The 24183-nt window shown below is 38.3% G+C and carries 21 protein-coding genes; 8 read left to right on the top strand and 13 right to left on the bottom strand.

What is annotated here, in order from left to right; all coding sequences use genetic code 11:
• Positions 1 to 10 precede the first annotated feature (10 nt).
• The 11 genes from MHH51_RS06045 to MHH51_RS05995 all read right to left on the bottom strand — a co-directional run bounded on the left by MHH51_RS06045 (position 11) and on the right by MHH51_RS05995 (position 13560).
• On the bottom strand, positions 11 to 1624 hold the full coding sequence (locus MHH51_RS06045) for an extracellular solute-binding protein (RefSeq protein ID WP_156988120.1): 1614 nt from the start codon (positions 1622 to 1624) through the stop codon (positions 11 to 13).
• Between the two features lie 86 nt (positions 1625 to 1710).
• Positions 1711 to 3300: a beta-N-acetylhexosaminidase gene (nagZ, locus tag MHH51_RS06040; RefSeq protein ID WP_339284995.1), complete on the bottom strand. Its 1590-nt coding sequence runs from the start codon at positions 3298 to 3300 to the stop codon at positions 1711 to 1713.
• A gap of 47 nt (positions 3301 to 3347) precedes the next feature.
• Positions 3348 to 5228 (bottom strand): beta-N-acetylhexosaminidase, encoded by a 1881-nt coding sequence (locus tag MHH51_RS06035; protein ID WP_339284993.1) that lies wholly within the window; start codon positions 5226 to 5228, stop codon positions 3348 to 3350.
• Between the two features lie 372 nt (positions 5229 to 5600).
• Entirely contained in the window at positions 5601 to 6530 is a 930-nt protein-coding gene (locus tag MHH51_RS06030; protein WP_147212166.1) for an aminopeptidase, read from the bottom strand.
• 31 nt (positions 6531 to 6561) lie between these two features.
• On the bottom strand, positions 6562 to 7332 hold the full coding sequence (locus MHH51_RS06025; RefSeq protein ID WP_147212165.1) for an IclR family transcriptional regulator: 771 nt from the start codon (positions 7330 to 7332) through the stop codon (positions 6562 to 6564).
• Positions 7333 to 7431: 99 nt separating this feature from the next.
• Complete coding sequence (locus MHH51_RS06020) at positions 7432 to 8700, bottom strand: ArgE/DapE family deacylase (RefSeq protein WP_339284991.1); 1269 nt, start codon at positions 8698 to 8700, stop codon at positions 7432 to 7434.
• 1 nt (position 8701) lies between these two features.
• On the bottom strand, positions 8702 to 9652 hold the full coding sequence (locus MHH51_RS06015; RefSeq protein WP_339284990.1) for a DUF1177 domain-containing protein: 951 nt from the start codon (positions 9650 to 9652) through the stop codon (positions 8702 to 8704).
• On the bottom strand, positions 9643 to 10677 hold the full coding sequence (locus MHH51_RS06010) for a dipeptide ABC transporter ATP-binding protein (protein ID WP_339284988.1): 1035 nt from the start codon (positions 10675 to 10677) through the stop codon (positions 9643 to 9645). Before MHH51_RS06010 ends, MHH51_RS06015 begins: the two co-directional genes overlap by 10 nt.
• Positions 10652 to 11683, bottom strand: a complete 1032-nt coding sequence (locus tag MHH51_RS06005; protein ID WP_147212161.1) for an ABC transporter ATP-binding protein — start codon at positions 11681 to 11683, stop codon at positions 10652 to 10654. The genes MHH51_RS06010 and MHH51_RS06005 overlap by 26 nt, the downstream gene beginning before the upstream one ends.
• 18 nt (positions 11684 to 11701) lie before the next feature.
• The gene (locus tag MHH51_RS06000) at positions 11702 to 12595 is read right to left on the bottom strand and encodes an ABC transporter permease (protein WP_156988130.1); all 894 of its coding nucleotides are present in this window, start codon (positions 12593 to 12595) and stop codon (positions 11702 to 11704) included.
• Positions 12595 to 13560: an ABC transporter permease gene (locus MHH51_RS05995; protein ID WP_147212159.1), complete on the bottom strand. Its 966-nt coding sequence runs from the start codon at positions 13558 to 13560 to the stop codon at positions 12595 to 12597. Before MHH51_RS05995 ends, MHH51_RS06000 begins: the two co-directional genes overlap by 1 nt.
• 237 nt (positions 13561 to 13797) lie before the next feature.
• Between MHH51_RS05995 and MHH51_RS05990 the strand changes: the two genes are divergently transcribed.
• The 4 genes from MHH51_RS05990 to MHH51_RS05975 all read left to right on the top strand — a co-directional run bounded on the left by MHH51_RS05990 (position 13798) and on the right by MHH51_RS05975 (position 18602).
• On the top strand, positions 13798 to 15411 hold the full coding sequence (locus MHH51_RS05990) for an ABC transporter substrate-binding protein (protein WP_339284985.1): 1614 nt from the start codon (positions 13798 to 13800) through the stop codon (positions 15409 to 15411).
• A 251-nt stretch (positions 15412 to 15662) separates the two neighbouring features.
• A complete protein-coding gene (locus MHH51_RS05985) occupies positions 15663 to 16772 on the top strand; it encodes an amidohydrolase family protein (protein ID WP_339284983.1) in 1110 nt (369 codons plus the stop codon).
• On the top strand, positions 16756 to 17931 hold the full coding sequence (locus MHH51_RS05980; RefSeq protein ID WP_339284981.1) for an amidohydrolase family protein: 1176 nt from the start codon (positions 16756 to 16758) through the stop codon (positions 17929 to 17931). Before MHH51_RS05985 ends, MHH51_RS05980 begins: the two co-directional genes overlap by 17 nt.
• Positions 17916 to 18602: an AroM family protein gene (locus MHH51_RS05975; protein WP_339284980.1), complete on the top strand. Its 687-nt coding sequence runs from the start codon at positions 17916 to 17918 to the stop codon at positions 18600 to 18602. Before MHH51_RS05980 ends, MHH51_RS05975 begins: the two co-directional genes overlap by 16 nt.
• 198 nt (positions 18603 to 18800) lie before the next feature.
• Here the strand turns inward: MHH51_RS05975 and MHH51_RS05970 are convergent, their stop codons facing one another.
• Positions 18801 to 19622, bottom strand: a complete 822-nt coding sequence (locus tag MHH51_RS05970) for an HAD family hydrolase (protein WP_339284978.1) — start codon at positions 19620 to 19622, stop codon at positions 18801 to 18803.
• 189 nt (positions 19623 to 19811) lie between these two features.
• Between MHH51_RS05970 and MHH51_RS05965 the strand changes: the two genes are divergently transcribed.
• From MHH51_RS05965 to phnE (MHH51_RS05950), 4 genes are all read left to right on the top strand, one after another.
• Positions 19812 to 20702: a phosphate/phosphite/phosphonate ABC transporter substrate-binding protein gene (locus MHH51_RS05965; RefSeq protein WP_281289863.1), complete on the top strand. Its 891-nt coding sequence runs from the start codon at positions 19812 to 19814 to the stop codon at positions 20700 to 20702.
• A gap of 150 nt (positions 20703 to 20852) precedes the next feature.
• Positions 20853 to 21629 (top strand): phosphonate ABC transporter ATP-binding protein, encoded by a 777-nt coding sequence (gene phnC, locus MHH51_RS05960; RefSeq protein WP_339284976.1) that lies wholly within the window; start codon positions 20853 to 20855, stop codon positions 21627 to 21629.
• Positions 21622 to 22422, top strand: a complete 801-nt coding sequence (gene phnE / locus MHH51_RS05955) for a phosphonate ABC transporter, permease protein PhnE (protein WP_156988296.1) — start codon at positions 21622 to 21624, stop codon at positions 22420 to 22422. The genes phnC and phnE (MHH51_RS05955) overlap by 8 nt, the downstream gene beginning before the upstream one ends.
• The gene (gene phnE / locus MHH51_RS05950) at positions 22419 to 23222 is read left to right on the top strand and encodes a phosphonate ABC transporter, permease protein PhnE (protein WP_339284973.1); all 804 of its coding nucleotides are present in this window, start codon (positions 22419 to 22421) and stop codon (positions 23220 to 23222) included. Before phnE (MHH51_RS05955) ends, phnE (MHH51_RS05950) begins: the two co-directional genes overlap by 4 nt.
• A gap of 59 nt (positions 23223 to 23281) precedes the next feature.
• Here the strand turns inward: phnE (MHH51_RS05950) and MHH51_RS05945 are convergent, their stop codons facing one another.
• Positions 23282 to 24004 (bottom strand): DUF2071 domain-containing protein, encoded by a 723-nt coding sequence (locus MHH51_RS05945; protein ID WP_339284971.1) that lies wholly within the window; start codon positions 24002 to 24004, stop codon positions 23282 to 23284.
• Positions 24005 to 24183: the final 179 nt, after the last annotated feature.

The raw sequence follows: 24183 nt of genomic DNA, 5'->3' as shown, positions 1-24183 counted from the left end.
AATGTGTTAATTACTGACCTTCTTCATAACGTTCCAATGCTTTCTCCTGAATTTCCATATACTCATCAAGACCCATTTCTTCCAATGTCTTCACATAGTTATCCCACTCATCAAATGATGTTTCTCCTGTAACAAATTGCGCTTCCATCTCTGCAACATACTTCTGAATATCCGCTCCTAAAGACTCTAATGTTGCCTGCTCCTCTTCTTCATAGAAGAAAAACGGCCAAGGTTCTTCGATCAAGTATGGAGCCATATTCTCGGCATTTTCGAGATCTTCAGGCTGAAACTCCGGTGCAGTCGAATATTCAGGGTTTTCAATAACCGGATGTCCTCCGCCCGGGTTAATGATATACTGTGCCAATGCTTCCTGAACGGTTAATCCATCAGGATTATTTGTAATTTCCTCTGTCAGCTCCGGCCCATCAGGTGTTTCTTCATAGGTTTCTCCTTCTAATCCCATAAAGAACATCTTCGCTCCTTCATCACTCCAGAAATAGTCAATCCAGCGAATCGTTGCTTCCGGATTTTCATTGACATTCGTAATGGAGAAGTGTCCCAGGCTGTTTACAGGTGAAATGACGGAAGTAAACAGTTTATCTCCATCCGGGCCTTCCAGCGCGTTCCCCGGAATATATCGGCCACCCACTTCTTCTCCAAAATAATCTTTCGGGTTGAAAAAGTTCATTGCAGCATACTTTCCTTCTGCACCATTGGCCAGAAAATGATCCACTTCAATAGAATAGATATTTTGTTCAATCAAACCTTCTGTGTAAAGCTTGTTCATGTATTCCAGCAATTGTTTGTATTCATCGGCTGTACGATAAAAGCGTAATTCTCCAGTTTCCGGATCTTCATCAATCGAACCATGTAAAATTCCTTTATTCGAAACGCCAAATGAACCAGTCAGCCAATGAAATAAACGATCCATAGAGACACTGCTGAACGGAATGACATCATTGCCATCAACGGATAATTCCTTTGCCGCTTTTAAATATTCATAAAATTCATCTGTTGTTTCCGGGTTATCCATCCCTAATTCATCTAAAATTTCTTTGTTAATCCAGGGTTTATCATCCATCAATGAGGTTGGAGAATCAGGGTCTCTCAACCTGGGAATCGCATAGATGTTTCCATCTGGAAAGGTAATACCTTTTTTAATTTCCGGATATTTCTCCAGGTACGCCTTAATATTCGGAGCAAACTCATCGATTAAATCATTCAGAGGAATAAAAATCCCCTGCTCACCGTACTTATATAAATCTGAATTTGGCATATAAGATCCATAGAAAAGGTCTGGTAAATCACCGCTTGCGAGAGCCAGATTTCTTTTTTCCTGTAACCCGTCAACAGGGACTTGATTCCAGTTCATGTTTATATTCGTCATGTTTTCATATTCATTTAAAACAGGAACATCATTCCAATCTTCCGCTGTGGAAGCTGCATGACCAGCAAATACATCCAATGTAATTTCATTCTCTACAATTGGCATACCCTCTTGATTCAAATTATCAAGTGCTTCCTCACTTCCACCCACATCCTCTTTTTCATTGTTACTGCAGGCAGCCAGCATAAATAAAAAGGAAATGCATAATAGAAACAGGACTTTTTTCTGGAATTTCATTCTAAAATCCCCCTCAGATTTTCTTTATCTGTTTATTAGCCTCTGTTGTACATTTTTTCCTCCCTCCCTTTGCAGATGAAAGTAAATCAAACGTTGACCGGCAATGTTCCTTTTGCCTCTTCTTCACCAAAAATTGCACCTGCAGCAATTTGCAAGGCAGGGAAGCTGGGTTCATAGGTGTTGATAAATGCTTGCACATTACGAAGAAAATGAAAATCATATGGGTTCCGCATGCCAACCCCAATAACCTTCTTATTTTCCTTCAGTAACTGATTAACAAGCGTTATCACCGGACTATTCTCAGTCACAGTCAATGTTCCTAAAATGATATAATCATAGTTTTGCGCACAAGTGATAATTCCTTTTACAGCCTTTTTGATTTCATCCAAGTCATATATTTCTACAGCTGCACCAGGGACATGCTCTCTTACCGCAGCGCCAAGTGATTTTTGGTTTCCCTTGTTATCCTCCACCTGCATCATGGCTCCTTGTGCAGGTTCAAGTACAAGGATTTTTGGCTGTTTCTCTGTGTTTAACGGCAGCAGCTGATGATTATGCACCATCGTTACACTTTCCCGATAAACAGTTTGTGCCAGCTGTCGATGTTTTTGTGATCCGACAATTTGCAAGGCGTCTTTTGCTTCCGGAAAATGAAAATCTCTCCAGCTCGTATATTTTTCTTTCAACATCTGGATGCGTTGAATGGATTTTTCAATACAGGAAAGAGACAGCTTTCCATTTTCAACCGCACTTACGATTTCCTGTATAGCTCCTTCCTGAACAGCATACGTATGAGAAATCATGACAAAATCCGTACCTGCCTGCAGCGCCTTTACAGCTCCTTTTTCAGTTCCAATCGAATTCGATATCGCTTTCATTTCCATACAGTCTGTTGTAATTACTCCTGTAAATCCAAGCTTTTTACGTAAAAGATCAACATAAACCCGTTTGGATAAAGTCGCCGGTATATCTTCCTCCGGCTCAATCGCCGGGAAATACACATGAGCAGCCATCACAGAATCTGCACCTGCTTCGATACAAGCTTTAAATGGTACCAATTCGATATTTTCCAAACGCTCCATCTCATGCGAAATTACCGGCAAATCCAGATGGGAATCTACATTGGTATCCCCGTGACCAGGGAAATGCTTTAAAGATGTCATCACTCCGGCATCCTGCAGTCCTTTCATCATGGCTTCTCCAAATGCAGCAACTTTTTCAGCATTTTCACTAAAGGAGCGGACACCAATGACAGGATTATCGGGATTATTGTTCACATCTAAAACAGGTGCCAGATTCCAATTAATCCCGAGCGCTTTTAATTCTTTCCCTGTTGCCAGACCTATTTTATAGGCATATTGTGGATTATCTGTTGCCCCCAATGCCATCGATCCGGGAAAGGTAGTTAACCCTTTATGAATTCTGCTGACAACGCCGTTCTCCTGATCCAGACAAATTAGCAATGGTTTTTCATATCCGGCTTTTTTTGCTTCCTTTTGTAAATCGGAGGTTAATTGCAAAACTTCTTCCGGCTCCCCAATATTCCGGCTAAACAAAATAATAGAACCTACATGATAATCATGGATTAATTTTTTTATTTTTGGGTTCACTGTCATCCCATCAAAACCTACAACGAACAGCTGACCAATTTTTCTTTCTAATTCCTTCTTGCTCATGGAGCAGCCTCCTTTTCTTTATTTCATTTTCTTTTTGAACATTCTCTTTAAGATAAATTCCCTGCTGTTACAATACGATGATATAAATTTCTGCCCAAGGAACCTTCCGACATAGGATACGGGCCTTCAAAATGCAGCCGTACCTCTTCCAGTTCCTCAATTTTGCTAATTTTTCCTTCAATATATTGATTTAGACGGTAAATCACAGTATCTATCCGCGCCAGTACACCGCCATACCGTATTTCGATAACCTCCCAGCCAAAGGGCTTATTGAGTGAAAACCATAGTTTACGATGGGCTTTTCTTAATGTATCGACATGATTTTTCACGTCCTCTAAATCAGGCAGCACATTCTTCTGGAGTTTACTTCGATCCTGATCATCGTACATCTCCTTCAAACGTCTTCCCAATTCTGCTTTCACACTTAAAACACGCGATAGTTGTTTATAGAAATCAAATAATAAATTCCAATTTGTATTTCTTTCCACTGCTTCCTCAAGCTTAGCTGTCAGCTCTGTATAATGTTTGTTCAACGGCAAATTTTTAATATTCGCATCGTATAAACCAATCAAAATATCTTGCCATAATAAAAGCTTGGAAGGATTGGAGGTCTGCGGATTATTCTTAGCTACCCCAGGTGTTTCATCCAATTGATTGAAAAGCATAAAGTCATTAAAATCGGCTCCCGTACAAAAACAAAACCGTCGATGTAAATGTTCTTCAGAGATGGATTCATGATAGGAATGTTCAGCAAACAACTGTAAAACCGGTAAAGCTGTCACCATGGGTGTTTCCGCACCATTATCTCCCCACATAGTAGCAAAAACCTCTCTGATTTTCTCTTTTTTACAGGCACGTAAAGCTGCTTCACTTGCAGCAAAGGCTTTTCCATAGTTAGGAGAGATCCCATTCCATGTCCACACGCCTCCTGCAAACACAGGATCAGCTTTTAATGCTTTATGCTTTTGAATAAAGCTGCAATAGAATTTTTCATCATCATGATAATAATCCCAATAAACAAGCTGTGTTTCCGGGATAGATGCTATGACTGATTCCGGAATCTCAGCACCTAAGTCATAATAACCTCCATGCTTGGATCCGAGTCGGAAATACATATCACTCCAAATCATCGGCTTTAGATTTTTCTTATTGGTAATGGCAACTACTTCTTGAAGATGTTTATTCATGATATCGAACCTTTTTTCATAACCATGTTTATCGAGATATTTTCCTAAGCCAAGCTGATGCGCTTCATCCATTCCGATATGAATCCGCTGCGATTGAAATGGACAACTTGCAGCTTCAATGAGATGCTCTAAAAAGGTGTACGTCGCTTCTGAGCCTGCCAATAAAATATCAGCGGTATCCCGTATATCAATTGCATAATTCCATTTCAAAGCTTCTGTTAAATGAGCCAATGTCTGAATGCAGGGAATCATTTCAATTCCTAATTCTGCAGCATACTGATCACATTCCTTCAGCTCTTCCTCTGTATATCTTCCACGCATATAACCGAAATAAGGATATGCTTTTACTTCATATGTATCCTCTGTATATACCATCAATGTATTGAGTCCCATTACTGCTATATTACGCAATAAACCCTTTATTCCGTCTACCTTCATTACTGCATTGCGGGAAGCATCCAGCATCACACCATTCATTGTAAACTTTGGTTTCTCTATAAGATCAAAATCTGTTTCTGAATAAAAATGCTCCAGCCATAATCCAAGCCCTCTGAAAAAATGAATTTTATCCTGAAATACAATTTCACCTTTTCCGTTATAATTTTTCACCAAAAGAGGACCTTCTCTTTGCGTCACATGGATCCGATGTCCTTCCTTCGCCAATTCAATATCCAGATCTTTCAACAGGTGATGCAGTCCTTTTTTCACCTGTGATAGCTCTCCTGTTAATTGAAGCTTCATATATTATCTGCCCTCCTTTTCTTTCATTTGGTGTTATCGTTCTTATACATTGAATTTCTCGTATGAGAATCCTAACATGCTTTTGGTTTGTATTAGGATATGCTTGTTAAAATTGAAATAGAATATCAGATTTACATCGAAAAAATTGTTATTGTGTTTTATAATCGGCGGTAAAAATGGAAAAGAAGCTGTCACAAAATGTGTAATATGCATTTTGTGACAGCTTCTTTCTTATATATTAGATTGCCTATTTTAATATTAGTTATTATATTTGTGACTTAAGTCTTTTTTAAAAGAATAACTTCCCGTATAAACGGAAACGGAAGTTATTGCAATTACTACATCGACTTTTTTCCTTTCCTGCCCGCTCATCTAATTAAATCGTACTTCCTTATTATCAATAGATACAATTGGATTTTTGATAACACAGTCAATATGTACATTTGCTTCTGTTTCTCCGCCAAAGGATTTATTACTGCCAAAAGCTATATGTACTGTGCCAAAAACCTTTTCATCTTCTAAAACATTTCCAATCAGCCGTGCCTTGTTATTTGTACCAATCCCAAATTCTGCAATTTTTCTTCCGGCTCCGCTCCCCAATAATTCAAGCAGCTCCTTCCCCTTATCTCCACTGGCAGCTGTTAATCTGCCATTTTCGATTTCTAAAGTTAGAGGCTCTTCTATAACGCCTATCCCGGCAATGGAGCCATCAATCATTATTGTACCGTTAGCCGAGTCTTCTATTGGTGCAATATAGGCTTCACCAGAAGGAAGATTTCCCGCCTCTCCTTTTTCTTTAAAAACACCCGTACTTTCAATTCCAGCTCTGTTTTTTATTGAAAAAGATAAGCAAGTATCTCCTTTTTTTATTTCAACTTGATTACCCTGATTGAGTAATTCACAATATTTTGCTGTCCGTTCAACAACCTCATGATAGTCTGCTGATATAGCGCCATTCTTTAGCATATCCAGGGTAACACCCGGCATAGTTGCAATTCTTGCCCCGGCATTAGAAGCTTTTTTTCTTGCATTTGTATGAGTGAGAGAATGTTTTGTAATACATAGTATCACTTCCGCTGCTTGCATTGCTTTACTTACAGTTTTAGGAGGCTCTTCCCCAGACTTCAATCTGGGAGCCATTTCCATAAGCATCGTTTCATTTTTCATCCTTAAGCCTGCCTGGAAGAATATATTTGCGATATCCCTTAGCTCTGTATCTGTAATAATCAATATTTGTTCATCTTGTTTCACAAATAAATTATTATTTAATACGTTCTCAGCCACATTTAAATAATCCAGCATCCATAAAACTCCCTCTCAAAGGTATAACTTTTTAATTACTGCTGTTTAACTGTAATTGATACTTATCGATTACTTCAGCAACCTCATTTCTGGTCTCTATTAATAGAGATAAATAATTCTTTATTTTTTCATCCTGCATCCGATAGATTGGCCCAGAAACAGTAATGGAGCCAATAATACCTTTACTGCCAAATAACGGAACAGCAATCGCAATAATATCTTCCGTGTATTCACTCTGGCTCTTCGCCCACCCTTGCTGACGAATGTTGTCCAGCTCTGTTCTTAATTCATCCGGATCAGTCATCGTATCGTTCGTATACTTTATTAATCTTTCAGGAGTTAAAATTCTTTCAATAGTTTCCTCATCTAAATACGCCAAAATAGATCGATAGGAAGCACCGACATATAAAGGTGCCCTGCTGCCTACAGAAACGGAAAATTTCACTTTGTTTTCCGGTTCCAATACATCAAGAGTGACTGCCTCTTCTTTATCTAATAAGGTAAGAAACACAGATTCCCCTGTTTGGCGGCTCAGCTCTTTTAAAATTGGCCGTATCAGCTGTTTTACACTAAGATCTTCATACATAATAGTTCCCAGCTCCCATACAGCAAATCCCAATGAATATTTCTTGGTCACTGGATCTTTAAAAAGAAAATTGTTGTTTTCCAAGGTCTCTAAAATACGGTAGATTTTTGTATGATTCATCTGCATCTCATTAGCAAGCTCTCTACCGCCCCATTTTGGCTTTTCCCTTGTAAACATTTTAAGCACCTCTAGTGCACTGTTTAATGTTTTTAACATAAGCATCCCCAACTTATCATCTAAACTAATAGTATTTAGACCTATCTTAACATATAAAATTGAATAAACAGAGTAATTACATATTTTCTCACTTTTTTATTACTCCGAATAAAGAAAATCGATTGCAGCTGCCGCATAGACCTTTGCGCAAGTGATTATTTGTTCGACCTGCACTCTCTCATTATAGCCGTGAATGGTTGGCAGAAACGCCGGACCATATTGAAGAACAGGAATATTATAATCCCTGAAATGCCTAGCATCACTGCTTGCCCACTGCATCACTCCATATGCCTCGTGGTCTGTTACAAAGGAAATATTATCTATAATCGCTTTACAAACAGGGTCATCAGGGTCTGTAAAATTGGCGTTGCTTCTGAAACCAAAGAGACGAATTTTATAATCAATACCCAGTTCTCCCAGTTTTTCATGTAAAAAATCTGTTACTTCTTTCTCTGTAATACCAAATGGTAGCCGGCAATCTACTTCTACCTTACAATTTTCCGGAATCACGTTTGATTTTGTCCCGCCTTCAATTGTACCTATATTTACTGTAATATGTTCAAGAACCGGCATAAAGGCTTCTCTGTCCTTTTCAACTTCCCTCATATATTTTTGTGATACATGAATTAATTGCTTCACTTCATCTGGTACTGTTATTTGAATATCCCATAATTTTTGGATTTCCCTTATGGCAAGTACAGCATCTGTAATGGCATTTTTTCCAGCTAAAGGGGATAAGCTTCCATGGCCCGGTTGGCCAAATACTTCCAGTTCAAACCAATAGGATCCTTTTTGTCCAACGGTTGGATTATACGGTGATGATGGCTCCGCAATCAAACAGCCGTCCCCATGAATGATTTTGTTTTTAAGTAACCACGGTACACCGAAATCCCCGCCAGTTTCTTCATCAGGAACAATAGCAAGGGAAAGCTTCCCGGGTAATTTAATTTGAAGGCGCTTTAATATAGTAAAAGCAAATATAATTCCGGAAAGACCTGCCTTCATATCACTTGCTCCTCTTCCTAACATCCAGCCATCTTTCACTTCTCCGGAAAACGGATCAAAATCCCATTTCTCCAGATTTCCTGCTGGAACAACATCCGTATGACCGCAATAGATTAAATGTTTTCCCTCTTCCGAACCAATGCTGGAAACGAGATTATACATTTTATCAGCGGATTCATAGAAATCTACCTCCGTATCAAATTTTTTCAGATAATTTTCTATGAACCTGCTTATTTCCGTTGAATCCCCAGGCGGATTTTCACTGGGTATTTTAATTAAAGAGCTGCACAGGTCAACTAACTCTTCTTTACATGCTTCTACTTCGTTAATAACCTTATCTTTTAGTTCCTGTTTATTAACCATACTATTTTATTACCTCCTTTTTTCCAGGCGTCTGCAGCTGTGTCATTTTTCCATATAAACTTTCTAAACGGGTAAACTCTTTCTTATCATAAAAAGAGCATTTGTTTTCACCAAATAACTTGGCCACTTCAATAACAAACCTGACAGCCTGTTCTACATCTACTAAATGCGTAACACCGGTTCCACATCCTGCTACAGCTGTTTCTGTTGTGATTGCTACTCCAACTACCGGACTGGATGTAGCTACTGACGGCTGAAGAATACTATTTACATGATAGACTCCATTACCATATGGTGTAATGTCCTGCATAGTAATTGGCATAGTTACTGGCAGAATTCCGGAAGACTGAGTGTAAATATGTAACAAATCATCACTTACTTTTAAAATATAACCTTCCTTTATAGTAGGTGTCAGAGCAAATCCCCGGTGATTTGTAATCATATTGCCTTTCGTTGTATCTATAGAAAGAATTCCATCCATTTCTTTTGTAACTTCATGCTTGTTCATTGTTAAAATATCCACCGGTGAATTCATAAATGGAACTGGATCGTGAGGCAATGTCGGTGCTGTTGGGCAAATGTGTGTAGTTAAAATAATATCTCCATTTAAAGTATCACCCTTATTTTGCATATCAAGCAATTTAGCAGCTGCGGAAATACAGGAAAGTGCACCATCTCCATCGGAAACAAACCCCTTTAATTCGGGACGTGCTCCAATTCCTCCAAGCCTGCCAATAATCCCTAAGGTCGGTGCGTCTCCTCCTTTTGATTTACCATTTTCTCCTGGAATCGTTATTTTAACAAAATCAGTAGAGCCTTCATCCCCTTCTACTGTTTTTACTTCAACCTGGCTATTGCTGTTTACTCCCCATAAAAAGTTTTTTACATCTTCCCCTGTAACATGTAGACTATCCATTAATTCATAAACTTCCATAACATATTTTAATGACATTCCATTTCCTCCTCTTTTTTCTTTATTGGTATATCTGACAATGGATTATTTTCCAATTCTAATAAATGGCAGGATGATTGATGCCCATTCCCAACTTCCATTAATTCCGGAGATTTCACTTTACAAACGTCCATTGCAAATGGACATCTTTCATGAAAATGACACCCAGATGGCGGATTAATCGGGCTTGGAACAGAGCCTTTCAAAATAATTCTTTCTTTTATCTCATTGGGACTCTCTTTTGGAATTGAGGATAAAAGAGCCCTTGTATAAGGATGCTTGGAATCCTCATAAATTTCTTTATAAGTCCCCATCTCAACAATTTTTCCTAAATACATGACTGCAATCCGGTCACACACATAACGAACTACATTAAGATCATGTGAAATAAAAATATAAGTTAGGTTAAAATCCTTTTGTAATTTCTTTAACAGATTAATAACCTGTGCCTGGACCGACACATCCAATGCCGAAACCGGCTCATCGCAAATAATGACATCCGGGTTAAGTGCCAGAGCCCGGGCGATATTTATTCTTTGCCTTTGTCCTCCTGAAAACTCATGCGGATACCTCCCTGAATGAGAACCTCTCAGCCCGACAACTTCTAATAATTCTTTCACACGTTCTTTACGGGAAGTTTTATTCCCAATCTTATGAATAACCAGCGGCTCAGCAATTAATTCCCCAACAGTTTTTCTTGGATCTAACGAAGCAAATGGATCTTGGAATACCATCTGAATTGTTTTTCTGAAAACTCTTAATTTCTCTTTATTCATATTCACCAGATTTTCTCCATTTAACTCTACCGTACCTTCTGTTGGAGCAATCAACTGATTCACCAATCTGGCCATTGTTGATTTTCCACATCCAGATTCACCAACAACCCCAAGCGTTTCTCCAGGGAATACGTCAAAGCTGACACCATCTACAGCTTTGACACTTTGATCTGATTTTTTAAAAGGTATTGGGCTATCAAGATAAAAGTGTTTTTTTAAATTTCTAACTTTTAATATTGCTTCTGTCATGCACCTTCCCCTCCTTTCTATCTAACCGGTGTTCCTTCGTCTGAAAATGACAGGCAGTAAAATGGCCTTCCGCTGCTTCTATCATTTCAGGGGTCTTCTTCAGGCATATTTCCTCTGCAAAAGGACACCTTGCTGCGAAAGGACATCCAGTAATATCTAAGCTTAAATCTGGAGGGCTCCCTGGAATGGCATTTAATTCTTCCTCACTGGATACACTTTCTGTAATCTGCGAATCTAATAATCCCCATGTATAGGGATGCAATGGATTATCATATATTTCTTGAACTGTTCCAGATTCAACTACATTACCTGCATACATAACAAGCATCTTGTCGCAGGTTTCCCAAATCACCCCAAGATCATGTGTAATCATGACAATAGAAGTATCAATAGAATGTTGTAAATCCTTCATTAAATTTAAAATTTGTGCCTGCACCGTTACATCTAGTGCAGTTGTAGGTTCATCGGCTATTAATAGCTTGGGATTACAGGCTAAAGCTATAGCAATCATTACCCGCTGCCGCATTCCTCCTGAGAATTCATGCGGGTACATACTGAATCTTTTTCTCGCTTCAGGTATGCCGACTAATTCAAGCATATGGATTGCTTTTTCTTTTGCTTCTTTCTTATTTAGATGCTGATGCGTTTTTATCGATTCTACAATTTGATTCCCAATTGTATAAACTGGGTTCAAGCTTGTAGAAGGGTCCTGGAAAATCATCGAAATCTCATTCCCGCGTATCTTTCTCATTTCCTTATCAGATAATCTCAGCAGATCCTTATCTTCAAAAACAATCCTCCCGCCTGTTATTTTTCCTGGAGGATTTGGAATCAGCCGCAGCAATGAAGTGGCTGTTACGCTTTTTCCAGAACCGGACTCACCCACTATTCCAATATTTTCTTTTCTATTTAATGAAAAACTGACTCCGTTCACAGCCTTTGTTGTCGATGAGCCTGAACGAAACTGAACCTCTAAGTTTTCCACTGTTAGCAGCGTATCTGACATTCAAGTACCCTCCTTTAGTTATACTTTCATTTTTGGATCCAGCGCATCACGTAAACCATCTCCAAACAAATTAATACTAAGGACTGTTATTAAAATGGAAAGTCCTGAAAAAGTTGCCATGTTAGGGTTTAATACAAGAAAATCTTTTCCATCCTTCAATATACTTCCCCATGAAGCAGTCGGCGGCTGCACACCAAGACCCAAAAAGCTTAGGGCGGCCTCAGAAATAATTGCACCAGCTACGCTCATCGTTGCGTAAACAATAATTGGAGCAAGGCTGTTTGGTAATACATGCTGAAAAATAATTCTTCTGTGTTTAGCACCTAATGACCGGGTGACTTCTATAAATTCGGATTCTTTTACTCCCAGCACCTGACCACGCACTACCCTTGCAAACCCTGGAATATTAGCAATCCCGATTGCTAATATGACATTAAAGAGACCTTGTCCCAAAACTGTCATTAACGTAATAGCAAGCAATATAAAAGGAAATGCAAATAACCCATCCATAAATCGCATAATAATAGAGTCTAATTTTCCGCCAAAATATCCGGCAACAACTCCTAATAATGATCCAAATACTGCCCCAAATAAAACTGCAGCAATGCCAACAATCAAAGAAATCCTCGAACCATAAACTATTCTGCTGAATATATCTCTCCCAAAGTTATCCGTTCCTAATAGATAGCCCTGCTCTCCCACACCAAGCAGTGATTTCGTCACATCCATTGAATTTGGATCATGTGTGGCTATTAATGGTGCAAATATCGCAGTAATGGTTAGTAGAAAAATGACGATTAATCCAAAGGCAGCAAGTCTATTTTTAATGAGTTTTCTAAATAAAGATTGTTCTTTTTTCCTTTTATCCTCCATTGTTTTAACAATCTCTTCTTCAGCTTGTATTGAGGTCATTATTTTGTCCCTCCTTTGTTCGTAGAGTAGCTAATTTTCGGATTGACAACTTTATACAAGATATCTACAACTAAATTAACCATTACAAAAATTAAAGCGATAAATAATACGGTGCTTTGTACTACTACAAAATCTCTTTTTTCAATGGCATCCATGATTAAAAGTCCCATTCCCGGCCAGCTGAATATTGTCTCAGTCAATACAGCCCCGCCAAGCAAAGAGGAAATTTGCAGGCCTAATACTGTCAATAGCGGGTTAAATGCATTCTTAAATGCATGCTTAGAAATGACAATAAATTCACTGATTCCTTTCGAACGTGCCGTTTTAATATAATCCTGTGTAATTACCTCCAGCATGCTTGACCGTGTTATCCGCGCAAATGTCGCAGTCGGTATTGTAGCCAGTGTGATACTTGGCAGAATTAAATGCTTCAGATAGCTGATAAACCCGTCGTCCATTGACCCCATCCCAGTTGCAGGAAACCAACCTAAATTAACACTGAAGTACAGAACAAGCATGACTCCCAGCCAAAAAATCGGCATGGATACTCCGATTAAAGAAATAGTAGTAATGGAATAATCGATGAGAGAATTTTGCTTTGAAGCAGAAATTATTCCAGCCGGAACACCTATCATAAATGCAATGATTAATGCACTTACTGCTAAAACAACTGTATTCGGGAAACGATTGATAATTAAATCAGTAATTGGCTGATTATAAGATAGTGAAACTCCAAAATCTCCTTGCAATAAATTACCAATGTACTGCAGAAATTGAATATGGATTGGTTCATTTAATCCTAGAGCTTCTGTTAACGCCTCTACATCTTCTCTGCTCGCCTGCGGTCCGAGCATAACGGAAGCCGGGTCTCCAGGAATCATTCTGGTAATCAAAAATACGATAATGGCAACAATAAATAATGTTGGTATCATATTTATCAGTCTGCTGAAAATGTACTTTCCCAATTTTACCCCTCCAATTTTATTCATTATGTGAATCAATGGTTTGATATATGAATTAGAAAATAGTTTAGCACTTGAAAATATATTTGTAAATACAAACTTATTAAATTAATTATTCTAATTAGAATTTACAAAAAACTCTTTACATTACATTCATAGTTGTGCTAGATTTATTATTAATTCTTTATTCGAATTGCTGATTCACATTATGAATCAAATAAACCAAAAAGGAGAGAAAAAATGAAATTACTCAATTTAAAGTCGTGGCTTTTAGTCTTTGGGTTTATATGTATCCTTTTTACTTTAGGAGCTTGTTCCTCTAATGGAGAAGCAGACTCTTCAGGAAATGGCAGTGCAGAAGATGAGTCAGGAGAACCGACGGATGGTGGAACCTTGAACATCGGGCTTTCTTCCAATCCTAATACATTAGACCCTGTACGCTATACAGGTGTTTATGAATCTCAAATTATGAGATCAATTGGAGATACACTTATCGTTTATAATAAAGATTTTAGTGATTTTGAACCATCTATCGCTACAGAATGGGAAACCTCAGAAGATTTGAAATCGTACACCTTCAAATTAAGAGATGATGTCTATTTTCAGCCGGGAGAGTATCAGGATGGCAGGCAGATGACTGCTGAAGATGTGAAGTATAGTCTTGAACGCTCAGCAAATGAATCGGTTATGAACAGGCTGACTGGTGTAGAAAGCGTAGAAGTAACTGATGAATTTGAAGTAACTATACATCTGACAGAACCAAATGCAGCATTACTGGCTATGTTAACAGATAAAGGAAATATTATTGTGCCAGAAGAAGAAGTGGAAGGCTGGGGAGAACAGTTTGGGTCTCATTTAGTGGGCACTGGACCATTCCAGCTGAAAGATTGGCAAACAGATCAGAAGGTTGAACTGGAAAGGCATGACAATTATTGGGGAGAAAAACCACACCTTGATAGTGTTGCTTATACCATTATTTCAGATCCTAACATGATGACAAATGCACTGCGGTCAGGCGATATTGATCTTGCTACGGATATTAAAGGGCAGAGCAGAGAAGTTATTGAACAGGATCCTGAACTCGAATTGCTTTCAGAGCCAGGCTTGTCGATTACTTATCTCGACCTGAATAACCAGAAAGGGCCAACTGCCGATCCAAAAGTCCGCGAAGCCATCTACAAGGCTACCAATGTAGAAGAACTTGTTTCCGGCGCCAATCAATATGGAGGAGCTTCTGTTTCCTACGCACCTATCCCGCAAGAATCATGGGGGTACACCGAGGATCTGGAGCAATACAAACCAGAATATAATCCGGAAGAAGCAAAAGAAATTTTATCTGAAACCGAATATGCAGATGGATTTGATACAGAAATCTATGTTGGCGAAGCTCGTGTTCCAACCGCTACTATTTTCCAAAACCAAATGAAAGAAAATTTAAATATAGATGTAGAAATCAAAGTAGTAGAATGGGGAACACTCAGTGACACTGTTTCCAAAAATAACGCCCCTATGTCTATTGGCGGGTGGTCATGGTATCCCGACCCATACTTCTTTCTAAATCAGCTGTTCCATTCTGATCAAATCGGCTCGTTAGGTAACGGCCGAGGATATTCTAATGAAGAAGTAGATGCGTTATTAGATCAGGCTCTTACAGAAAGTGTCGATCAAGAAGAAAGAGCTGCGCTTTACCAAGAAGCAATTAAAATTATAATGGGTGATTACTCCCGGATTGAAATTGACAATCAAGACTCAACAGCAGCTATCAGTCCAAAGGTGAAAGGCTTTGAAATATCTGCTGACATGTCCATTAACGTAGTAAGTCCGAATGGAGCAAATGTCTGGCTGGACGAATAATTTTCAAGAATAAAATTACAAAAGAAAGAAAAGTAGAGCCTATTTCTCTGCTTTTCTTTCTTATAGTGTGTGTTCAAAAAGGCTGATAAATAGGACCAAGAATTTCAAGGCGATGATCTTTTACGAACGGAGCGTATGCTTTATAATACGTGAGTATCGGAAAAAGATCATCAACGAAGAAATTCGCCGTGTCATCTTTATTAGACTTTTTGAACATCCTCTTATATAAAACTTTGAAAGCAGGTGTAAAAATGACAGAAACTGCTATCACAAATATCAATACATATTCTTCTGAATCCGGCAGTTTTTCCAAAAAGAACATTCTCATAAAAGATGAGAAAATTAATGCCATTTTACCGGCAAACCATATTCCAGAGCATATTTCTGTTATTAATGGCTCTGACTTATTTCTGACTCCCGGTTTTATTGATACTTGTTCGCAAATTGGATTGAAAGAAAAAGGAATTCGCTGGGAAGGCGACGACGGCATGGAACCAGACGAAACAAAAAGTGAAAAGCTGCATGTCTTGGATGGTATTTATCCATTTGATAAAGCCTTTCATGATGCTGTTTCTTCAGGTGTCACAGCTGCTCATATTGTTTCATCGGCCGAAAGTATTGTCGGAGCACGTACTGCAGTCATTCATACCCATGGCCATACCGTTGAAGATATGGCTCTCCATAAAAATCTGGGGTATTCCTATTCCATGGGAGATCTCCCCAAGAAGACATTTTGGGAAAGAACTGGTACTCCCCTAACCCGCATGGGGATTGCCCATAAAATCCGGCGATCTTTAAATGATTTACAAAAAGAAAAGAACCTTAAAGAGCAGCTCTTATTTATTCGCTGTCATCGCGCAGATGATATTGCGACTGCTTATAGAATTGCAGAAGAATTTGGCATAGATTTTGTATTTGTCCATGCTACAGAATATAGAAAATTAAAAAAACCAATATTAAATTACCCTAAAGCAATTGTTGCAGGTCCTTATTTTCAGCCAATAGAAAGAGCGGAACTAAAAAACCTGGACCCTGCCGACTGCTTTTTCTTCCATAAACAAGCAATAAATTATACATTTTCTACAGACCATCCGACTAATTCTGTAACCCATCTGCAATTAGAAGGCTCTCTTGCAGTAAAAAATGGTGTTCCAGAACACCAGGTATTAAATGCTTTAACAAAAGATGCTGCTAAACTATTAAATATCGATCACAAAACCGGTGATATTCAAGAAGGCTTATTTGCTGACCTTGTTCTATGGAATGGCCACCCCCTAAGTCTAACTTCAAAAGCAGTTCGTACGTTTATAAAAGGAAAAGAAGTTTATCGGGAGGCGGAAAAAAATGCTTCATATATTTAAAAATGCAACAATTTATACAATGGATGAAAAGAATACCATATTAGAGCACGCAGATTTATGGATTAAGAATGAAAAAATTATTAAAGTTGGAGTGAACACAGACATCCCTGAAGAAGCAAAGGTAAGAGACCTGGATGGCCTTCTCATTACTCCTGGATTAATTGATATTCATACGCATGTTGGAATTTGGGGAGAAATTAATGAACGAGTCAATGATGCCAATGAATATTCTGAGCCTTATACTCCCATGATGTCTGCGGTAGATGGCATTGATATACATCATTTTTCATTTGACCTGGCAAGAAAAGGAGGCGTAACCACAGTTCAAACCGGCGCCGGCAGTGCTAATCCAATTGGCGGCGTATGGACCATTTTAAAAACAGGCGGAAATTATCTGGAGGAGATGTTGATTACAAGGAAAAGCGGGCTTAAAGGTGCACTTGGAGAAAATCCAAAAAATACATTTGGTCAAAATTATCATAAAAAGCCGTATACCAGAATGTCGATTGCCAATATAATACGTGATGGATTTGAAAAAGCAAGTCAACTGACAAACGAAGAAAAGGAAGAAGCATTGAATAATTATTCAGAGCTGTCACCATTTATAGAAGTACTTGATCATAAAATGCCATTACATTTACATGCTCACCGTGCCGATGATATCGCTACAGCAATTCGAATAGCTAAAGAATTTAATATTCAATTATCATTGGAGCATTGCACTGAGGGACATTTCATGTTGGAAGCAATTAAAAAAAGCGGTGCCAAAGTTACATTAGGCCCATTTATGCTGCCTTCAACAAAATATGAAACCAGAAACTCTACTCCCGCAGCTCCCAGACTATTTTATGAAGCAGGAATACCTTTTGCAATTATGACAGATCACCCATTTATTCCGATTAATTATTTAGTTATCTGTGCTGCTGAAGCAGTAAAATATGGCTTAGATGAAACAGCTGCATTAAGAAGTATCACGATCGAAGCAGCAAAGTTAACCGGAATAGCACATCGCGTTGGCTCACTAGAGGAACAAAAAGATGCAGATTTTGTTATATGGTCCCACCATCCTTTCCATACCTACGCCAATGTTTTGGAGACATACGTAAATGGTAAAAACTACTACACTAAGGAGACGGAAAAATCATGCATCCAACCATAGGCGTTATTACTGTCGGACAAACACCAAGAGTGGATATGATACCGGCGATGCAACATATTTTCCCTGATAATACAGCTATCGTGGAAAGAGGTGTACTTGATTATAAAACAGAGCAGGAAATATTAAATTTATCTCCGAATGAAAATCAGACTGTTCTAGTTTCTCGTTTATCGAATGGAGATAAAACAGTTATTGCCAAGGAAAAAATACTTCCTTTTATACAAGATTTAATTTCTGAATTAAACCTGTCAGGTACAACAATGATATTATTGGCTTGTACCGGACAATTTCCTAAGTTCACCAGTAACGTTCCTTTAATCTATCCAGATTATCTGTTAAATCATGTGGTGAAAGGAGTCATTCAAGAGGGAACACTCGGAGTGATTGTCCCCCTTCCTGAACAAAAAGATTCCATCATTAAAAAATGGGAAACCATAGGATTAACTGCTATTCCAAAAGCATGCTCTCCATATAATTTTAATAAGTCAGAGTTAATTAAAGTGGCAAGTGAATTGGAAAAACTGCCAATAAAAGCAATTGTGCTGGACTGTATGGGCTATACGGAAGAAATGAAATCCATTGTTCAAGAAAATACCAGTAAGATGGTGTTTTTAGCAAGAAACGTTATCTATCAAAATATGGCTGAATTAACTTCATTTCAAAACGAATGAATAGATATAGGGTTAGCAGGAGGGTTTCCCTCCTCTCCTACTAATTCATTACATACTTTTTGCATGGGCGCTTGTGCATAATATAACAGAGCATCACCAATTGCTCCTCACTGATATGAATTAAGTTTATGAGCACAGCTCAATATTCTATTAATCCCCCGCCTGCCATATGACAACCTGCCTTTCAAATATAACCAATTACTTTTCCTTAATAAAATCCGTTAAAGAATCTACTACCGTCAAACCTTTTACTTCCTCATCATGACCATGTGGCTGAATATAAACAGCATCCATGCCCAGTGACAATGCCGGAGCAATTTCATTAATAAAATTATCTCCGACCGATACCGCCTCAACCGGTTCAATTTTATACTGTTCAATCAGGTGCTCCATCAGTTTTTTTGTATATGCAGGCTTTTTCGCCGAGGTAATAATATGGTCAAAAACATTCGTTAAATCAAGCTCATTCAATAAACGTGTTACATCCTCCCGGTCACTGTTCGTCATCAATACAATTTGTGTTTTTTCTTTTAATTGCAATAAATAAGTACGCAGGCCTTGCAGTTTTTCTATTGTAAAATCATCTGACACGATGAATTCCTTTGTTGCCAAATAACTGCTGTAGTGTTCTTTTACACCATAATGCTTGGCACTGGCAAAAGGCAGCCACCAGCCATCTCCAATAGCAACTAAATGATTGAAATCAAATTGCTGTGGTCCAGGGTAGAACTCTCGTGTCTCTGTCTTAGACAATTTTTCACCACTCCAGCGATATGCTGCGGAAACCTCAAAGGTTAAAGAATCTATTGTTAAAATCAAATCCCGTGCAACATCATATATCTTCCCGATAGAAACAAGATGCTTTCCTGCCTTCATCGCTTCATATTCCTGTAAATATTCGTCTCGAAGTGCAGGTGTAACTTTTTCTTGCAGGAGCTTTGCATAATAGTCAAAATGCTCCGTTCCTTCATATAACGTCCCATCTAAATCGAAGATAACCAGCTTATAATCTTCCAACATTACATTCGCCCCCCCAATCCCTTTTATCATAGCATATATTATGTGTTCAACAGAGGGAAAGTGAGTCTTTAAATTACAAATAATTCCGTATCTTGATAAAATTCCTCAAAATTCGGTAGATTTCTTTTATCATAATCACTTATAATAAATATGAAACAAAATAAATTATTTCACCGGGAGGGAAATAGATTGTTCAAAAAAGGAATATTCTTATTTTTCACATTAATAATGGTATTTATGCTGGCAGCATGCGGCTCTGATTCAGGAGATGGGGACGACACGCTCATCTTAGGGTTTGTTCCATCTACAGATTCTGATAAAATCGCAGACAATATCGAGCCGATGGTAGAACGTCTGGAGGAAGAGCTTGATCGTGATGTGGAAGGACGTGTAATGACTAATTTCAGCGGACTCGTGGAAGCTTTAGGCAATGATCAGGTTCATATTGGTTTTATTCCCGCTTTTGGCTATGTTCAGGCAACTGACCGCTATGATCAAGTTGAAGTTTTCGCAAAATCAATCCGTGACGGAGAATCTTCTTATCGTGCTCAATACACTGTCCGTGCTGATTCAGGTATTGAGAGTTTAGAAGATTTAGAAGGAACAATCTGGGCATTTGCTGATCAAGGATCTACATCCGCATACTTATTCCCGGCGGCACAGCTAATGGACGACTATGGTGTAGAAGATTTAGAATCATACTTCAGCAATCAAATTCAGACCGGTTCGCATGATGCAGCATTAGTTACTGTCCTTGAAGGTGATGCAGACTTTGCAACAACATTTGAAGATGCACGTACAAACATTGTCGAGGATTATCCAGAAGCAATGGACGAGCTCGTGCAGCTGGATTTCACCGAGCGTATTCCTAATGATACAATCAGCGCAAATACAAATCTGTTAAGTGAAGAAGAAATTGCACAGATAAAAGAAATCTTTCTGGGCTTCAATGATGATGAAGAAATGATTAACGTAATGGATGAAGTGTACAACTGGACTGGTCTTGATGAAGCAACAGATGAAGAATATGATATTGTCCGTGATGTTTATAAAAAATTCCAAGATCAGTTTGACGAGTAAACAGTACCTTTAATAATCAAGAGGATTGCCGGATACTCTTATGATTCTAAGAGGAAGAGATTATCTTTCTCTTAGAATCTTATTGAAAAAAGGAGGCACTTCATCTTCATAGACTCCTGATAACCCTTAAATAAAAAGGAGATTTCCATCATGATAGAATTTAAAGATGTTTCCCTTGTTTATCCAAATGGAACGCAAGGTTTAAAAAATATCAATCTTCAAATCAATCCTGGAGAATTCGTTGTTGTTGTCGGATTATCCGGTGCCGGAAAATCAACATTGATCCGCAGTATAAATCGTCTGGTTAAGCCAACTGGCGGCGAGCTGCTGATTGATAATGAGAATATTTTAAATTACGGGTCCCGTGAGCTTCGTAAACTGCGGACAAAGGTCGGTATGATTTTTCAAAATTATAATCTTGTAAAACGCTCCTCCGTAATGAAAAATGTTATTTCCGGCCGCTTAGGTCATACAGGGACGCTAAAGAGTATGTTTAACCTGTATCCAAAAGAAGACCTGGCTTTGGCATATCGCAGTTTAGAACGCGTAAATATAGCTGACAAACTGTATCAGCGTTCTGATCAATTAAGCGGCGGCCAACAGCAGAGAGTAGCCATTGCGCGCGTACTTACACAGCAGCCCAATATCATTCTGGCGGATGAACCGGTTGCATCCCTTGACCCGCCAACGTCCCATCAGGTAATGACCTATTTGCGGAAAGTAAATAAAGAAGACAATATTACTACCATCGTCAACCTGCATTTTATTGACATGGCAATGGAATATGCAGATCGTATTATCGGAATGAGAGCAGGTGAAGTTGTTTATGACGGACCTGTCAGTGATGTAAATGAGGCAACATTCGAAGAGATTTACGGAAGAAAAATTCGTGATGAGGACCGAGTAGGAGGTTCTGATGATGAGTAAAACAAATCAGCCAACATTGCAGGGCATATCATCCAATAAAACGAAATTACGGATATCTGCTATTTTCATTATCATTGTTGGTTTTTATCTGTTTACTTCAATAAAAACGGAATCTTCTCTTCTTGATTTATGGATCGGAAAAAATGGTTTTATTAATATTGCCCAAAGCCTTTTTCCTCCACATTGGAGTTATGCATCAACTGTGATGCCACAGCTGATTGAAACCTTACATATGGCAATCATTGCAACCACAGTCGCTGCACTGATCAGTATTCCTATCAGCCTATTATCGGCTGCTAACCTTTTTCCAAATCCATTTATTCATCAGCCGGTTCGTTTTATTATGAACGTGTTACGTACAATACCAGATATATTACTTGCACTGATCTTTGTAGGTATCTTTGGCGTTGGCGTTTTTCCGGGTATTATGGCATTAATCATTTTCTCTTTAGGTTTACTAGCTAAATTATTGTACGAAACTATTGAATCCATTGATATGAATCCGATTGAGGCAATACGTGCTTCCGGTGGAAATACACTGCAGGTTATTACATATGCGGTCATGCCGCAGGTACTCCCTCAATTTGTTTCGTTTGGACTGTATGTATTTGAAGTAAATGTCCGCGCATCTCTTGTTCTCGGTTTTGTAGGAGCCGGAGGTATCGGTCTTCTGTTAAATCAGCAGGTAAGCTGGGCCAACTATCCAAACGTAATGACAATTATTATTATTATCTTTATATCCGTTGTGATTATTGATTACATTAGTAACAAAATAAGGGAGCGACTAATATGACAGAATTTACGCTACCTCCTAAACCGAAGAAAACACCTTGGCAAAAAATGAGACCATATATTATTGGAATTATTCTTCTTGCCATCTATATCTGGACGTTTACAAGTATTGAAATCCGCTGGAGCCGTGTTTTCAGTCAGCATACAATTGAAAGCTTAACACGTGTTATACCTCAATTGTTCTCTCCCGACTGGTCAGCCTTCGGGAAAGTAATGGGGCTTATGTGGGAAACATTGCTGATGGCTTATACAGGTACTTTGATGGCAGCAATTTTAGCTATTCCTTTTGGCTTCTTTGCTGCACGTAATATGGTGAAAAATAAATTCTTAAACACTGCCTCAAAATGGGCATTGAATGCGATCCGTGCTTTCCCGGAGCTTGTTTTAGCTTTAATGTTCGTAGCAGCTGTAGGTCCGAGACCCTTCGCCGGGGTTATTGCCATCGCAATCGGATCCATCGGGATGCTGGGCAAGCTTTATAGTGAAGTTATTGAATCAATCGATATGAATGTAGTTGAAGCATTAGAGGCAAACGGAGCGAATAAGCTTCAGGTACTTGTGTATGGAATTATTCCACAGATTATTCCGGAATTCTTATCCTATGCAATTTACCGGTTTGAAATTGACGTCCGCGCCTCCACCATTTTAGGTATCATCGGAGCCGGCGGTATTGGAACACTCATTACCATTGCAACAACAAACCGGAATTGGTCCGAGGTTGGATTGATTTTACTGGTTATTATTGTTGTAGTTACATTGATTGATATTATCAGTGCGCAGATCAGGAAGCGGCTGGTTTAATTTCAAATAGTGCTATAAAAAATAAGATTCCATGTTAAGTTTTGGTCTTACATGGAATCTTATTTTACTTTTTTAATCACTCCGTTTAGCGCAACCTTAGAACCGGCATAATGTACTAATTGGGGCTCTCCTATAGCATTCTCCGGTAAAAATAAAGATTGTTTTTCTATATTTACCTCAGCATTTCTTATTTCCCATCGATCATGCTTAATATCTCCACGATATAACCTGCCTTTTTTATAAGACCAGAAAATATACCGCTCCAACAGCCAATAATCAAGACTCTGTTTTTCAGGATAGAAAACAGCTCCTGCTGGAAAATACCTTGCCTCAAATTCAGCAGACAGCTCTCCTTTACGGGCACTGTATATATGATATGTGTTTGCAAATTTCCTCATAACCATATCTGCATGAAGAAAAGGAGCGTTTACTATCCTTCCTCCCAAAGCAGCAGATAATTTATTTGTATCCATTGTAAAAAAATAAACACCTATTTCTCCTTTTCTCTTTATATAAGTTCTTACATTTATTTGCTGCATTGGATATGTATAAGGAACTCTTGGGAAAAAACGAAACTGGTTCCTGCTAACTGTAAAAGAGACAATACTGATCCATGCCTGTTCATTATATGTATCCAGCTCTACTTCTCTTGGAAGGTAGGTTTTTATTGTTTCAGGTGATATTGGATAGTGAAGAAACAAGATATGCTCCCATTTTTGGAGTAGAATCCAAGGGAAAGAACTATCAGATTCTGTTTTTTGTTTTATTTTTTTTAATATCATATGGAATTATCCTTGCCAGTGTTTTTTTTATTATTTAAGACTTATTTATTTTCAGTATCCCACGTTCATTAAAGTTCTAAAACAAACTGTGTAATTATCTTAGTTAAAAATATATCGATTGACCGCTTTTTTATAAATATTTACACACCACAAAAATAGTGACTTCCCACTTCAAAGTG

Origin of the sequence: Oceanobacillus sp. FSL K6-3682 (assembly GCF_037976165.1) — a bacterium.
Taxonomy (GTDB): domain Bacteria; phylum Bacillota; class Bacilli; order Bacillales; family Amphibacillaceae; genus Oceanobacillus; species Oceanobacillus sojae.
This window is presented reverse-complemented; position numbering and strand designations above follow the sequence as displayed.